The 13,556-nt window shown below is 73.3% G+C and carries 12 protein-coding genes; 5 read left to right on the forward strand and 7 right to left on the reverse strand.

Annotation, left to right across the window (positions count from 1 at the left end):
- Positions 1-272 precede the first annotated feature (272 nt).
- The 6 genes from ACFXOZ_RS00525 to ACFXOZ_RS00550 all read right to left on the reverse strand — a co-directional run bounded on the left by ACFXOZ_RS00525 (position 273) and on the right by ACFXOZ_RS00550 (position 6,379).
- The gene (locus ACFXOZ_RS00525) at positions 273-1,217 is read right to left on the reverse strand and encodes a beta-ketoacyl-ACP synthase III (protein WP_380522867.1); all 945 of its coding nucleotides are present in this window, start codon (positions 1,215-1,217) and stop codon (positions 273-275) included.
- Positions 1,218-1,339: 122 nt separating this feature from the next.
- Positions 1,340-2,620 carry a L,D-transpeptidase family protein gene (locus ACFXOZ_RS00530; RefSeq protein WP_380586183.1) on the reverse strand — a complete coding sequence of 427 codons (1,281 nt, stop codon included), beginning with the start codon at positions 2,618-2,620 and terminating at the stop codon, positions 1,340-1,342.
- A gap of 115 nt (positions 2,621-2,735) precedes the next feature.
- Positions 2,736-3,899: an aminofutalosine synthase MqnE gene (mqnE, locus tag ACFXOZ_RS00535; RefSeq protein WP_375881866.1), complete on the reverse strand. Its 1,164-nt coding sequence runs from the start codon at positions 3,897-3,899 to the stop codon at positions 2,736-2,738.
- Positions 3,900-4,159: 260 nt separating this feature from the next.
- The gene (locus ACFXOZ_RS00540) at positions 4,160-5,122 is read right to left on the reverse strand and encodes a threonine/serine dehydratase (RefSeq protein WP_375881863.1); all 963 of its coding nucleotides are present in this window, start codon (positions 5,120-5,122) and stop codon (positions 4,160-4,162) included.
- A gap of 4 nt (positions 5,123-5,126) precedes the next feature.
- A complete protein-coding gene (locus ACFXOZ_RS00545; RefSeq protein WP_030232219.1) occupies positions 5,127-5,585 on the reverse strand; it encodes an Lrp/AsnC family transcriptional regulator in 459 nt (152 codons plus the stop codon).
- A gap of 119 nt (positions 5,586-5,704) precedes the next feature.
- Positions 5,705-6,379 carry a UbiX family flavin prenyltransferase gene (locus ACFXOZ_RS00550; protein WP_375881861.1) on the reverse strand — a complete coding sequence of 225 codons (675 nt, stop codon included), beginning with the start codon at positions 6,377-6,379 and terminating at the stop codon, positions 5,705-5,707.
- Between the two features lie 91 nt (positions 6,380-6,470).
- Here ACFXOZ_RS00550 and ACFXOZ_RS00555 point away from each other — a divergent pair, with 91 nt between their 5' ends.
- From ACFXOZ_RS00555 to ACFXOZ_RS00565, 3 genes are all read left to right on the forward strand, one after another.
- Positions 6,471-7,217: a cyclase family protein gene (locus ACFXOZ_RS00555; protein ID WP_380399047.1), complete on the forward strand. Its 747-nt coding sequence runs from the start codon at positions 6,471-6,473 to the stop codon at positions 7,215-7,217.
- 65 nt (positions 7,218-7,282) lie between these two features.
- Positions 7,283-7,999 (forward strand): MOSC domain-containing protein, encoded by a 717-nt coding sequence (locus ACFXOZ_RS00560; protein ID WP_375881856.1) that lies wholly within the window; start codon positions 7,283-7,285, stop codon positions 7,997-7,999.
- 276 nt (positions 8,000-8,275) lie between these two features.
- Positions 8,276-10,324, forward strand: a complete 2,049-nt coding sequence (locus ACFXOZ_RS00565; RefSeq protein ID WP_380586187.1) for an LPXTG cell wall anchor domain-containing protein — start codon at positions 8,276-8,278, stop codon at positions 10,322-10,324.
- Positions 10,325-10,477: 153 nt separating this feature from the next.
- Here the strand turns inward: ACFXOZ_RS00565 and ACFXOZ_RS00570 are convergent, their stop codons facing one another.
- Complete coding sequence (locus ACFXOZ_RS00570; RefSeq protein WP_380586190.1) at positions 10,478-11,272, reverse strand: TetR/AcrR family transcriptional regulator; 795 nt, start codon at positions 11,270-11,272, stop codon at positions 10,478-10,480.
- Positions 11,273-11,369: 97 nt separating this feature from the next.
- On the opposite strand from ACFXOZ_RS00570, the gene ACFXOZ_RS00575 reads away from it, so the two are divergent.
- Together ACFXOZ_RS00575 and ACFXOZ_RS00580 are read left to right on the forward strand one after the other, a co-directional pair.
- Complete coding sequence (locus ACFXOZ_RS00575; RefSeq protein WP_380586193.1) at positions 11,370-12,596, forward strand: FAD-dependent oxidoreductase; 1,227 nt, start codon at positions 11,370-11,372, stop codon at positions 12,594-12,596.
- Positions 12,597-12,689: 93 nt separating this feature from the next.
- Complete coding sequence (locus ACFXOZ_RS00580) at positions 12,690-13,445, forward strand: alpha/beta fold hydrolase (RefSeq protein WP_380522874.1); 756 nt, start codon at positions 12,690-12,692, stop codon at positions 13,443-13,445.
- Positions 13,446-13,556 lie beyond the last annotated feature (111 nt).

Below are 13,556 nucleotides of genomic sequence, written 5' to 3' on the forward strand. Positions count from 1 at the left end.
AGCCCCGGCCTCCTGTCCGGGGTACGACGGACGGCGGCCGTGTCCTCGGGGGAGGTCCGCCGACGTACCGCACGCGCGCCAGACATGCCGGTGGGCGGGCACCCCTCACACAGGGTGCCCGCCCACCGGCATGCTGCTACTCGCCCACTCGCCTCCGGGGCGCTCTGACCCGGTGCCGACGGTCGGCGCTCCCTCGCTCCTTCGTCGCTCCCTCGCTTCTCCCTTTCGGCACCAGCGCGCCCCTTCGGCTCGGGGCGGGCAGGCCGGGCGAGCTACGGGCAGCGGACCACTTGGCCGGCGTAGGCCAGGCCGCCGCCGAAGCCGAAGAGCAGGACCGGGTCGCCCGGGGAGAGCTCGCCGCGCTCGACCAGCTTGGAGAAGGCGAGCGGGATCGAGGCCGCCGAGGTGTTGCCGGATTCGACCACGTCCCGGGCCACCACCGCGTCGCCGAGGCCCAGCTTGGCGGCGATCGCGTCGATGATCCGCAGGTTGGCCTGGTGCGGGACGAAGCCCTTGAGCTCCGACGGGTCGATCCCGGCCCGCTCGCAGGCCTGCCGGGCCAGCGGGGCGAGCTGGGTGGTGGCCCAACGAAACACCGACTGGCCCTGCTGGCTGATCACCGGATCCCAGCCGGTGATCACCACGGCGTCGCCCCGTTCCGGCTCGGAGCCCCAGACCACCGGTCCGATGCCCGGCTCGGCGTCCTCCTCCTGGGCCTCGACCACCGCGGCGCCGGCGCCGTCGCCGAAGATCACGCAGGTGGAGCGGTCGGTCCAGTCGAGGGTGTCGGACATCCGTTCGGCGCCGATCACCAGCGCGCGCCGCGCCGCACCGGCCCGGATCGCGTGGTCGGCGGTGGCCAGCGCGTAGGAGAAGCCGGAGCAGACCGTGTTGATGTCGTAGGCGGCGGGCGCGCGGACGCCCAGCCGGGCAGCCACCGCGGCGGCGGTGTTGGGGCTGCGTTCGATCGCGGTGCAGGTGGCGACCACCACCAGGTCGATCTCCGCCGCCGTCCGGCCGCTGTTGGCCAGCGCCTTCTGCGCGGCCTCGGTGGCGAGGTCGACCAGGGTCTCGCCCTCGGCGATGTGCCGGGTGCGGATCCCCACCCGGGTGCGGATCCACTCGTCGTCGGTGTCGACGAATGCCGCCAGGTCGTCGTTGGAGAGCACCTTGGGAGGCTGGTAGTGCCCGAGTGCCACAATGCGCGAACCGCTCATGCTGCCATGGAACCGGGTTACCCGCTGGTCAGCCGGGCACGACCGGCTACAGGATCCGCCGCTGTGATCTGTAGGGGCTCCACAAGGCCCTTGGGGCGCCTGGGCCCGGGCGTCCGCCGAGGTCAGGCGGCCAGCGAGGTGGCGTCGCCCATCACGATCACCGGATGGGCGGCCGGGTCCAGGGTGCGGATCAGCTGGGCCATCTTGTCCTCGGGTATCGACACGCAGCCGTGGGTCGGGCCGTCGTGGTCGACGTGCAGCCAGATCCCGCCGCCCTTCTTGCTGCCCATCGGGCGGCGCATGTCGAGCGGGGAGCTGCCGGCGACCCGGTTGTAGTTGATCGCGACCACGTAGTCGAAGGAGCCGGCCAGCTGGTCGCCGAAGAAGCCCGTCCCGGAGACCACGAAGCTGGCGTCCTTGTCGTACGGGAGCTTGCTGCCGGGGTTGGCGTTGCGGCCGCCGGCGTCGGTGAGGTCGAAGACGCCGATCGGGCTGCGCAGGTCGCCCTCGTTGTGGTCGGTGGTCCAGCCGTTCTTGCCGTTGTGGCCCTGCCAGGTCTCACCGGCCAGCCAGCGGCCCTCGGGGGTGCGGGTCCACAGCGTGACGCTGTTCCTGTCGGTGTCCTTGCCCTGGCCGGTGGCGACCACGACCTGGGTGGTCGCGGCGGGGATCTTCGCGGTGAAGGCGGCCCCGAGGCCGGGTATCGCGGGCAGGGAGCCGTCCGGGCGGGTCTCGCTGCGGCCGGCGGCCGCGGGGGCGCTCTGCCGGTCGGCGGCGGCCTGGACGGCCGCGGGGGCGGGCGTGACGGGGTGGTCGGGCTTGCTGACGCCCTCCGGCCCGGGGCCGTCGGCGGCCGCGGCGACGGACTTGGCGCCGTCCTGGCCGACGGTGTACCAGCCGGCGGCGGCCGCGACCAGCAGCGCGGTGCCGGCCATCACGGCCTTGCCGTGTCGTTTCTGCTTCGCCTTGCGCCGCCGGCCCCGGGAGGCGGCCCGGCCACCGGGCGCGGGGGCCGCGGCGGCGATGGGCGTGACGGAGGCGAGGGGCGCGAGGGGCTCGACCGGTTCGGGCTGCTCGTACTCCGGCTGCCCGTACACCGGCTCCTGGTAGGCGGGCTCCTGGTAGACCGACGGCTCCTGGTGAGCGGTCCCCTGGTAGGCGGGCTCCGGCTCGACGACGTACGGCTGGAAGGGCTGGAACGGCTGCTCGTACGCCCTGGAGTACCCGTCGGCCGGCTGCCGGTACTCGCCGTAGTACTCCTGCGCGGCGGGCTGCGGGACGGCCTGCGGGTACGGCTCGTACGCCTGGTACGGCGCCTCGTGCGACTGCTGCGGCACCCCGTACCCCGGCTCCGGCATCGGCTCGTACGGCGGGTACTCGGTGGCGCGATGGGAACCGGACATGCCGTCGATCCTGCCAAACGCCCTACCCGTTGGTAAACCCGGGGCGCGTGCGGGAGCCGTGAAGACGCCGCCGCCCGGAGCGCGGGTGCGGTCCGGGCGGCGGGGAAAGCGCAGGTCAGAGGCGCATCGCCTGCGGGGTCTCGCGACGCGTCAGGTCGGGGCCGTCGTACTCGCGGATGATCTCGTAGCGGGTGTTGCGCTCCACCGGGCGGAAGCCGGCGTCCCGGATCAGGCCGAGCAGGTCCTCGCGGCCGAGCTTGTTCGGGGTGCCGAAGTTGTCCGCGTCGTGGGTGATCTTGTACTCGACCACCGAGCCGTCCATGTCGTCCGCGCCGTGGCTGAGCGCCAGCTGGGCGGTGGTGACGCCGTGCATCACCCAGAAGACCTTGACGTGCGGGACGTTGTCGAAGAGCAGCCGGGAGACCGCGAAGGTCTTCAACGCCTCGGCACCGGTTGCCATCTCGGTACGGGCCATCAGCTTGTTGCGCACGACGCCGTCCTTGGAGTCGTGGAAGTCGTGCTGGTAGCGCAGCGGGATGAAGACCTGGAAGCCGCCGGTCTCGTCCTGGAGCTCACGCAGCCGCAGCACGTGGTCGACCCGGTGGCGGGGCTCCTCGATGTGGCCGTACAGCATGGTGGCCGGGGTCTTGAGGCCCTTGGCGTGCGCCAGGCGGTGGATCCGCGACCAGTCCTCCCAGTGGGTGTCGTGGTCGACGATGTGCTGGCGGACCTCCCAGTCGAAGATCTCCGCGCCGCCGCCGGTCAGCGACTCCAGACCGGCGTCGATCAGCTCGTCCAGGATCTCGTCGGCGGGCAGGCCGCTGATCTTCTCGAACCAGTGGATCTCGGTGGCGGTGAAGGCCTTCAACGAGACGTTCGGCAGCGCCGCCTTGAGCTCCCGCAGCGAGCGCGGGTAGTAGCGCCACGGCAGGGTGGGGTGCAGGCCGTTGACGATGTGCAGCTCGGTGAGGGAGTCGCTCTCCATCGCCTTGGCGAGACGGACGGCCTCCTCGATGCGCATCGTGTAGGCGTCCTTCTCGCCCGGCTTGCGCTGGAACGAGCAGTACGCGCAGGAGGCGCTGCAGACGTTCGTCATGTTGAGGTGGCGGTTGACGTTGAAGTGGACGACGTCGCCGTTCTTCCGCGTGCGCACGTGGTGGGCCAGCCCGCCCAGCCAGGCCAGGTCGTCGCTCCCGTAGAGCGCGATCCCGTCCTCGCGGGTCAGCCGCTCACCCGCGTAGACCTTCGCCTCCAGCTCGCGCTTGAGCCCTGCGTCCATGCGGTGACCCGCCTCCTCAGACATTCGATTCCTTGCCGGAGACGAGGTTACGCCTATGCCGACGGAGGCCGGGCGAGGGCGTGCCCCTAGGGCCCGTCTTCAAACTCCCGCCTGCGGGGCGACGCCGGGGCACGCACCTCGCCGCGTTGTCGTCGGTCGCCAATGCTCCGCAGTGGCTCCCTCCTCCGCCTTGCGATGCACGCACCCCAACGCCGCCCCGCCCGCCCTCCGGGTGGACGACGGGAGTTTGAAGACGGGCCCTAGGCGCTGAGCAGCTCGGCGAGCAGACCCGGGTCGATGTTGCCGCCGCTGACCACGGCGGCCACCGTCCGGCCCCCGGTCTCGGCGGCGCGGTGGAAGTAGGCGGCCGGGGCGACCGCGCCGGAGGGCTCGGCGACCAGCCGGCCGCGGCGGGCCAGCAGGGCGACGGTGGCGCGGATCTCGTCCTCCGTGACGGTGACGATGTCGTCGACGTAGGCGGTGAGGTGCTCGTACGGCAGCACGCCCACCGAGGGGGTGCGCAGCCCGTCCGCGAGCGTCCGGTAGGTGTCGGCGACCGGCCACTCCACCCGGCGCCCGGAGCGCAGGCTCTCCTGGGCGTCGGCGGCCAGCTCCGGCTCCACCCCGATCACCCGGACGCCCGGGCGGGTGAGCTTGAGCGCGGCGGCCGTCCCGCTGATCAGGCCGCCGCCGCTGACCGGCACCAGCACGGTGTCCAGCCCGGTCGGGGCGTCCTCGGCGATCTCCAGGCCCACCGTGCCCTGGCCCGCGATGATGAACGGGTCGTCGTACGGCGGCACCCAGACGAAGCCGAACCGCTCGGCCAGCTCGCCGGGCAGGGTGTCCCGCTCCCCCGGCGGGACGAGGATCACCTCGGCGCCGAACGCGCGGGTGGCCTCGACCTTCACGGCGGGCGAGGTGTCCGGCATCACGATCACGGCCTTGAGGCCGAGCAGCTGCGCCGCGTAGGCCACCGCCTGCGCGTGGTTGCCGCTGGACTGGGCGACCACGCCGCGGGCGCGCTCGTCCGGGGTGAGCGCGGCCAGCCGGTTGTAGGCGCCGCGGGTCTTGAAGGCCCCGGTCGGCTGGAGGTTCTCGGGCTTGAGCCAGAGCCGCCGCCCGTCCTCGGACGCCCAGGGGGCGGGGACCAGCGGGGTGCGCACGGCGACCCCGGCGATCCGCTCCCGGGCGGCGTGCAGCTCCTCCAGACCGACCAGTGCCATGCCGTCACTCTCCTTCGGGGGGGAGCTCGCTCACCCGGTTCTCCCACTTCGTGGAGAGTACGACGGTGGTGCGGGTGCGGGCCACGCCCTTCGTGCCCGAGATCCGCTTGACCACCGACTCCAGGCCGGCCACGTCGGCCACCCGGACCTTGAGCATGTAGGAGTCGTCACCCGCGATGAACCAGCAGTCCTCGACCTCGTTGAGGTCCTTCAGCCGGAACGCGACGTCCTCGTGGTCGGCGGCGTCGGTCAACTGGAGACCGATCAGGGCCGTGACGCCGAAGCCGAGCGAGGCCGGGTTGACCGTCGCCCGGTAGCCGGTGATCACACCGGCCTGCTCCAGGCGGTTGATGCGGTCCGTGACGCTCGGGCCGGAGAGTCCGACCAGTCGGCCCAGCTCGGCGTAGGACGCACGGCCGTTCTCCCGGAGCGCCTGGATGAGCTGTCTGTCCACCGTGTCCATATACCGTCCGCGTCCTTCCGAACCTCACCAGACCCACAGATCATTATCCGGATTCAAAGGCGCCGTGCGCTGAACGACCCGGATATCGCAGAGAAGATACTCTCCCGCCCTCGCTCTCCTTACTCCCCCTCAGCCCGAGCGGCCTCCCCGTCGCCCGGTTTGCGGGCGGCCGCGCCCAACTCGCCCTCCCAGCGCAGGTACAGGGAGTGCGGCACGCCGACGGCGTCCAGCACCCGGCCGGCCACGAAATCCACCAGTTCGCGCACGGTGGAGCCGCCGGCGTAGAAACCGGGCGAGGCGGGGAGCACGACGGCGCCCTGCGCGTCGAGTTCCACCAGGTGCTTCAACGTCACCCCGTTGAGTGGTGCCTCGCGCACGCAGACGACGAGCGGACGGCGCTCCTTGAGGGTGACGCTGGCCACCCGCTGGAGCAGGTCCTTGCTCAGGCCGAGCGCGATCCCGGCCACCGCGCCGGTGGTCGCGGGGACCACCAGCATCCCCTTGGCCGGGTACGAGCCGCTGGACGGGCCGGCCGCGAAGTCCCCGGCCGGCCAGTAGCGGACGTCGTCCAGGCCCTCGTCCGTGCCCAGCCAGCGGGCGAGGTCCGCGCGCCAGTGGGCGTCCCGGAAGGAGATGCCGGTCTCGTCCAGGATGGTGAGCCGGGCGGCCCGGCTGACGATCAGGTCCACCGCCTCGCCGGCGGCGAGCAGCGCCCGGATCACCGAGGCCGCGTACGGCGTCCCCGACGCTCCCGAGACCCCGACCACCCACGGCTGACGCTTCGCAGTTCCCATGGAGGCAATTCTGTCCCGCCCCCACCTGCGGCTCCGCCCCGGGCACCGCGGACCGGGCCCGCGCGGGCCCGCCCCCTGGGAGGATGGGCGCATGGCAGCGACCCTCGTCGACCTCACCCATCAGGTGACCACCGCGATGCCGGTCTACCCCGGCGACCCGGCCGTCCTGCTGGCGCCCGCGCTCACCACCGCCACGGCGGGGGTGAACGTGCTGGCCCTGCACCTCGGCTCGCAGTCCGGGACGCACGTGGACGCGCCGTACCACGTGGACGTCACCTGGCCGACCCTGGACGGACTGCCGCTGGAGCGGTTCACCGGCCCGGCCGTGGTCGCCGACCTGCGCGGGCTGGAGCCCCGGACGGCCGTCACCCCCGACCTGCTGGCGCCCGCGCTGGCGCGCTGCGCCGAGGGCACCGTCCTGCTGCTGGCCACCGGCTGGGCCCGGCACTGGGGCACCGACGCCTACCTGGCCCACCCCAGCCTGACCGCGGCCGCCGCCGAGGCGATCGTGGCCGCCGGGGTGCGGACGGTCGGGGTGGACGCGCTGAGCGTGGACCCCACCCCCGACCCGGGGCCGGAGGACCCGGCGGTCGCCGCACTGCTCGCCGACCTCACCGACGAGCACGACGGGCCCGACCCGGTGGAGGAGCCGACGCTGGCCGCCCACCGGGTGCTGCTGGGCGCGGACGGCGGCGGGGTGATCGCGGAGAACCTGACCGACCTGCGGGCGCTGCTGGCGGCGCAGGAGGCCGGCCGGCCGGTGGAGGTGTCGCTGTTCCCGCTGCGCCTGGTGGCCGCGGACGGGGCCCCGGTGCGGGCGGTGGCGCGACTGGGCTGACCGGCCCCGACCCGGGCCGCACTTGGTCTAGACCAACTCCGATGGCGCCACTAGGCTTTCCGGCCATGGCTGAGATCATCGGAGTGGTCGAGCGACTCTGGCGCTACCCCGTGAAGTCCACCGGGGGCGAGCGGCTCGACTCCGTCGACGTGGACGTGCGCGGCCTGGCCGGGGACCGCCTCTACGCCGTCCGCGACGCCTCCGGGAAGCTCGGCTCGGGCAAGAACACCCGCCGCTTCCGCCGGATGGACGGGCTGCTCCGGCTCTCCGCCCGCCTCGGCCGCCGGATCGACGGCCCCGAACTGTTCGACCCGCTCGGCCGCCCGGTCGACCACCCGACCGCCTTCCTGCGCGCCTACCTCCAGCGCGAGGACGTCGAACTCGCCCGCGAGGACGCCGTCCCGCACTTCGACCGACTGCCCGTCAGCGTGCTCAGCACCGCCACCCTGGACTGGGTCCGCGAGGCCGTCCCCTTCGCCGTGGTCGACGAACGCCGGTTCCGCCCCAACATCGTGCTGCGCACCCCGCCGGGCACCCCGCCCTTCGTCGAGGACGCCTGGCTCGGCCGGCAGGCCCACGGCGGGGCACCGGACAGCGCCCGGCTCGCCTTCGTCTCCGCCAGCGAGCGCTGCGCGATGAGCGGCGCCCCGCAGCCCGGCCTGCCGCACGCGCCGGAGATCCTCAAGGCGATCGTGCACGCCCACGACGGCCGGCTCGACGCCCTCGCCGAGGTCGCCGCCCCCGGGCGGCTGCGGCTCGGCGACCGGCTGGTGCTGGACTGAGTCCTGGTCACGGTGCCACGATGCCGACACCGGCGCCGATATAACCGCAGGTCAGAGCGGTCTCGAAGATTCCCCGAAAAAGTTTCGAACTCACCTGCAACCCCCGCGACCCTTGCACGTCTATGTGAGTGAGCGGCGGGGAAACCCGCCGGAGCGGACCGCAGGCGACACCGGGGACACCGACCCCGGACCTCAGGTCCGACCCGTACCGAACTGATCGACCAGCAGCGCAAAGCTGCCGGTGAAACACCCTGGGGGGTATTCAGAATGTCCGTCGTGCGTGCACGCCGTTCCCGCTCCGCCGTCGTCACCGCCGCCACCCTGGGCGTGCTGCTCGCCACCGGCGCCGTGGTCGCCGCCCCGGCCGCCTACGCCGCCGACGCCCCGGCCGCCACCGCCTCCGCCGAGCCGACCGCCCAGGCCGCGGCCGACAAGCCGTCGCTGCAGGTCAACGCGCCGGAGACGGTCGGCCGCGGCGGGGAGCCGGTCGAGTTCACCGAGGCCGTCACCAACCCCGGCAGCACCGACGCCACGTTCAAGCTGCGGGTCAAGGCCACGACCGACGCCAGCCCCCTCGCGTACCAGGTCATCAAGGTCGAGTACCGCGACACGGACGGCACCTGGAAGCCCGTCACCGACACGGTGCCCGGCCTGGACGTCGCCGCCGGTACCACCCGGACCGTCCAGCTGCGCCTCACCACCGGGCTGCACGCCTACTGGAGCGACCGGGTGTCCACCGTCACGCTCAGCTCCGCCGTCCTGGACGCCACCGGCGGCACCGTCCTCGCCGAGAGCACCAAGGCGGTCTCGGCCCGGTACGTGACCATGACGGTCGGGAACGCGCCGACCACCGCACTCGTCGGCGGCGCGCCGGTCGAGTTCGACGTCACCATCGCCAACCCCACCGCCTCCCGCTTCACCAACGTCTCCAAGGTCGTGACGGCCAGCAAGTACAGCACGCTCCAGATGCAGAAGACCGACGGCAGCTGGCAGACCCTCACCGGCACCTCCCTCCCCCACGCCGACGGAGACCTCCGCTACCTGCTCGCGGACGACCGGAACCTGGCCCCCGGCGAGACCTTCACCCGGCACCTCCGCCTCGCCTACAACGGCGACGCGCCGATCGGCTCGACCACCGTCCACACGTGGGCGGAGCTCGACATGGGCAGCGGGTACTCGCCCACCTACGTCGGCCCCCAGTACATCGCGATCAACCTCGTCGGCTCCCCCCTGGGCCTGTCGGTGCAGGAGCCGTCGTCGATCGGCAACGGCGGTGGCAAGCCGGTCGAGTTCACCGAGACCGTCACCAACGCGAGCAGCTCCGACACGCAGTTCAACCTCAAGCTCGACGCCAGCAACCCGGCCGCCCGCAGCGACGGCCGCCTCGCCCTGGAGTCCCGTGCCGCCGACGGCACCTGGAACCCGGTCGGGCTCACCTTCACGCAGCAGCCCGACGGGTTCCACTTCATCGGCTCGCTCACGGGCGTGACCGTCCCCGCCAACGGCACCAAGACCGTCCAGCTGCGCCTCTCCGCCCCGCTCAACAACGACTGGGCCGGCCTGAACGGCACCGTCAAGCTCGCCTCGACCGTCCTCGACAAGGCGGGGCAGAGCACCCTCGCCTCCAGCACCAAGGACATCGCACTCAAGGCCCTCACCGTGCAGGCCAAGGGCGCGCCCACCAACGCCGTCCCCGGCGGCATCCCGGCCGAGTTCGACGTCAACTTCACCAACCCCAGCGCCTCGGCCTACGACAACGTGTCCCAGGTCGTCCAGGCCGACCGGCGCACCACGCTCCAGGTCCAGAAGGCCGACGGCAGCTGGGAGAACATCACCGGCGTCCCGACCAGCCAGCCGGGCGCCGACCAGGTCCTCTACCACCTCAGCGCGGACAAGAACCTGCCGGCCGGTAGCACCGTCACCAGGCACGTCCGCCTCGCCTTCACCGACGACGCCCCGATCGGCCGGACCTACGTCAACACCTGGGCCGTCCTCGGCGAGGGCAGCGACTACCCTGCCTTCGTCGGCCCGCAGGGCTTCCCCGTCGACGTCACCAGCACCCCGGCCGGCGGCAGCGACAAGGGCACTGGCACCGCCGTCAAGGCCGGCCTCACCACCACCACCGGTGGCGGCTCCAGCACCACCAGCACCGGCACCACGGCCGACAGCACCGGCACCGGCACCACGACCGACACCCAGCTGGCCGGCGGCTCGCTCGCCCACACCGGCTCGGACGGCATGCTGGCGTCCGCCGCGGCCGCCGCCGGCCTGCTCGCCAGCGGCATCGGCGCCCTCTTCTTCGCGCGTCGCCGTCGCAACGCCTGATCCCGCTCCGAGAAGCACCCGAGCCCCGGCTCCCGGCACCGTCCGGGGGCCGGGGCTCGGCCGTTCCGGCCGCCCCTCAGCCGCGGGCCCGGCGCGGGGCAGTCGAGCACCAGGCACTGCAGGGTGCCGATCACGGTTCTCCTCGGGGTCGGTTCAGGGGTTCCGGTGGCCCGGCCCGGGCAGGGCGACCGCCCGTAGGTAGGCCTCGACGAACAGGTCCAGCACCTCGTCAGGCGACGGCAGTCCGGCGCCGAACGCGGGCTCCAGCACCGGTCTCATCAGGACGTGGTTGAGCAGCGGGCCGAGCATCAGCTGGGCCAGCACCGGGAGCGGCAGCGGGCGCAGCCGCCCCGCCTCGACGTACGGCAGCAGCAGGCGGGAGAGGCCGTCGAACATCCGCGGCAGGTGGGCCTCCATCATCCGGGCGGCGGGGCCGTCCGGGCGGCCGAAGAGGTCGGCGAAGACCGCCGGGACGACCCTCGGCTCGCGGTCGAAGGCCGCGGCGAAGGTGTGGTGGATCGCCCGGACGGTCTCCTCCAGGCTCTCCGGCGGGTCCGCGGCCAGTGTCTCCAGGTCCGGCAGCGGGCCGTACTGGAGGAAGACGGCGGTGAACAGGCCGTCCCGCCCCTCGAAGACGGTGTGCAGGCTGGGCAGTGAGCAGTCGGCCCGGTCGGCCACGGCGTCCAGGGTCACTCCGGCGAGGCCGCGTTCGGCGACCAGCCGGCCCGCCGCCTCGATCGCCCGTTCCCGCACCGGCGGCCGTCCGCCCGGGTCGACGCCGGCCTGCCGGACGGCCTCGTCCAGCGGGGCCCGGGAGCCGCCGAGGCGGCGCAGCAGGGTGCTGCGCGACATTCCGGCCGCCGAGGCGATCGCCGTCAGCGGGACGTCCGCGACGTCCCGCCCCCGTGCCTTCGCGGCCGCCAGGGCGGCCGCCACCAGTTCGTTCATGTGAGACATCGTACTACTTGACACCTGAGACGGTTCCAGAGACGCTCTATAGGCAAGTTCCACCCAGGAACGGCAAGGGATCGAAGGGGAGAGAGCCATGAGCGTCGTCATCTCCGGGGGCGGACCGGCCGGAATGGTGCTGGGCCTGATGCTGGCCCGAGCGGGCGTCGAGGTGACCGTGCTGGAGAAGCACGCCGACTTCCTGCGGGACTTCCGCGGCGACACCGTCCACGCGTCCACCGTGCGCCTGATGGACGAACTGGGCCTCGGCCGGAAGTTCGCCGCCCTGCCGCAGAGCCGGCTCGGCAACCTGGTGGTACCGGTGCCCGGCGTCGGGGACGTCGCGCTGAGCGCCTTCGACCGGCTGCCCGCGCCGTACAACTACATCGCCATGATGCCGCAGTGGGACCTGCTCAACTTCCTGGTCGAGGAGGCGAAGCGGGAACCCACCTTCACCCTGCGGATGAACACCGAGGCCACCGGACTGCTCCGGGAGCACGGCCGGGTGGTCGGCGTCCGCTACCGCACCCGGGACGGCGAGGAGGGCGAGCTGCGCGCCGACCTCACCGTCGCCGCCGACGGCCGGCACTCCACCCTGCGCCGGGAGGCCGGCCTGGTGCCCGAGGAGTACCCGGTGCCCTTCGACGTCTGGTGGTTCCGGCTCCCCCGGCACGCCCACGAGCAGGCCGCGCCGCCCAGCCTCACCCCCGGCTTCGGCGAGCGCGAGCTGGCCCTCAGCTTCACCCGCGACGACTACTTCCAGATCGCCTACTTCAAGTCCAAGGGCTTCGACCCCGAGCTGCGCGCCGAGGGCATCGAGCGCTTCCGCGCCCGGATCGCCCGGCTCATGCCGCAGTTCGCCGACCGGGTCGACCAGTTGGCCGGGACGGACGAGCTCCACCTGCTCGACGTCAAGCTCAACCGGCTGGACCGCTGGTACGTCGACGGGCTGCTGCTGATCGGCGACGCCGCCCACGCGATGTCCCCGGCCGGCGGCGTCGGCATCAACCTCGCCATCCAGGACGCCGTCGCGGCCGCCGCCCTGCTCGCCGAACCGCTGCGCCGCGGCCGGCCGACCGTCGCCGCGCTGGCCCGGGTCCAGCGGCGCCGCTGGTGGCCGACCGTGGTCATGCAGCGCCTCCAGCGGGTCCTGCACGGCATCATGTTCGTCCCGGTGCTCACCGGCCGGCGCTCCGGGCCGCCGACCGCCTTCGCCGCGGTCGCCCGCCGGGTGCCCGCCGTCCGGATCGGCCTGTCCCGGCTGCTCGCCATCGGGCCGCGCCCCGAACACGCCCCAGCCTTCGCCCGCCGGCCGTCCGCCTGACCCTCCGCCCGGCCGGCCGCTCGAGCCCGGGCCCGAACGGCCCGCCCCGGACCGGCCGTTCGGGCGGGCGGTTTCCGGGGAACGACCCCCGGCATGACGATCCCTCATCGCCTGACCGGTACGGGCGCCCACCCCGTCCTCGTCCTGCACGACTGGTTCGGCACCAGCGCGGGCTGGGGCCCCTTCCTGGACTACCTCGACGGCAGGGCGTTCAGCTACGCCTTCCTCGACTACCGCGGCTACGGCGAGCGCAAGGACGTGACCGGCGCCTACACCCTCGCCGAGATCGCCGCCGACGCGCTCGCCCTCGCCGACCAGCTCGGCTGGGACCGCTTCTCGCTGGTCGGCCACTCGATGGGCGGCAAGGCGGCCCAGCAGGTCCTGGCCGAGGCCCCGCTGCGGGTGCGCAAGCTGGTCGGCCTGTCGCCGGTTCCGGCCGGGGCGTACCCGCTGGACGAGGCGGGCGAGGCGCTGTTCTACGGCGCCGCCGAGGACCGCGAGAAGCGGTACGCGATCCTCGACCTGGTCACCGGGCAGCGGGCGGGCCGGGTCTGGCTGGACCGGATGGTCGACCAGTCGCTGCGGCTGTCGACCGTCGAGGCCTTCGACGGCTACGTCCAGGACTGGACCACGGCCGACCTGGAGCCCCGGATCAGCGGGAACCCCGTCCCGGTCAAGGTCATCGTCGGCGAGCACGACCTCGCGCTGACCGCCGACGTGATGCGCGGCACCTGGCTGGAGCACTACCCCAACGCCGAGTTGGAGGAGCTCGGCGGCACCGGGCACTACCCGATGTACGAGGCGCCGGTGGCACTGGCGACCGCGATGGAGGCCTTCCTCCACAACTGAGCCGCGGAGCGCTACCGCGAACCGGCGGCGAGTAGGCTCGGACGGGACGAGAGGAGAGCCCCGTGAGCCCGCATGACCCCCCGGGGCCCGGCCGGGGCCGGACCGGGGCGA

The sequence above is a fragment of the Kitasatospora sp. NPDC059160 genome, from assembly GCF_042755465.1.
In the GTDB taxonomy this organism is placed as follows: Bacteria; Actinomycetota; Actinomycetes; order Streptomycetales; family Streptomycetaceae; genus Kitasatospora.

Excerpts from the sequence above, each read along its gene's own strand:
- ACFXOZ_RS00525 (WP_380522867.1), bottom strand. The coding sequence starts at position 1,217 with ATGAGCGGTTCGCGCATTGTGGCACTCGGGCACTACCAGCCTCCCAAG.
- ACFXOZ_RS00530 (WP_380586183.1), bottom strand. The coding sequence starts at position 2,620 with ATGTCCGGTTCCCATCGCGCCACCGAGTACCCGCCGTACGAGCCGATG.
- mqnE (WP_375881866.1), bottom strand. The coding sequence starts at position 3,899 with ATGGACGCAGGGCTCAAGCGCGAGCTGGAGGCGAAGGTCTACGCGGGT.
- ACFXOZ_RS00540 (WP_375881863.1), bottom strand. The coding sequence starts at position 5,122 with ATGGCACTGGTCGGTCTGGAGGAGCTGCACGCCGCCCGGGAGCGGATC.
- ACFXOZ_RS00545 (WP_030232219.1), bottom strand. The coding sequence starts at position 5,585 with ATGGACACGGTGGACAGACAGCTCATCCAGGCGCTCCGGGAGAACGGC.
- ACFXOZ_RS00550 (WP_375881861.1), bottom strand. The coding sequence starts at position 6,379 with ATGGGAACTGCGAAGCGTCAGCCGTGGGTGGTCGGGGTCTCGGGAGCG.
- ACFXOZ_RS00555 (WP_380399047.1), top strand. The coding sequence starts at position 6,471 with ATGGCAGCGACCCTCGTCGACCTCACCCATCAGGTGACCACCGCGATG.
- ACFXOZ_RS00560 (WP_375881856.1), top strand. The coding sequence starts at position 7,283 with ATGGCTGAGATCATCGGAGTGGTCGAGCGACTCTGGCGCTACCCCGTG.
- ACFXOZ_RS00570 (WP_380586190.1), bottom strand. The coding sequence starts at position 11,272 with ATGAACGAACTGGTGGCGGCCGCCCTGGCGGCCGCGAAGGCACGGGGG.
- ACFXOZ_RS00575 (WP_380586193.1), top strand. The coding sequence starts at position 11,370 with ATGAGCGTCGTCATCTCCGGGGGCGGACCGGCCGGAATGGTGCTGGGC.
- ACFXOZ_RS00580 (WP_380522874.1), top strand. The coding sequence starts at position 12,690 with ATGACGATCCCTCATCGCCTGACCGGTACGGGCGCCCACCCCGTCCTC.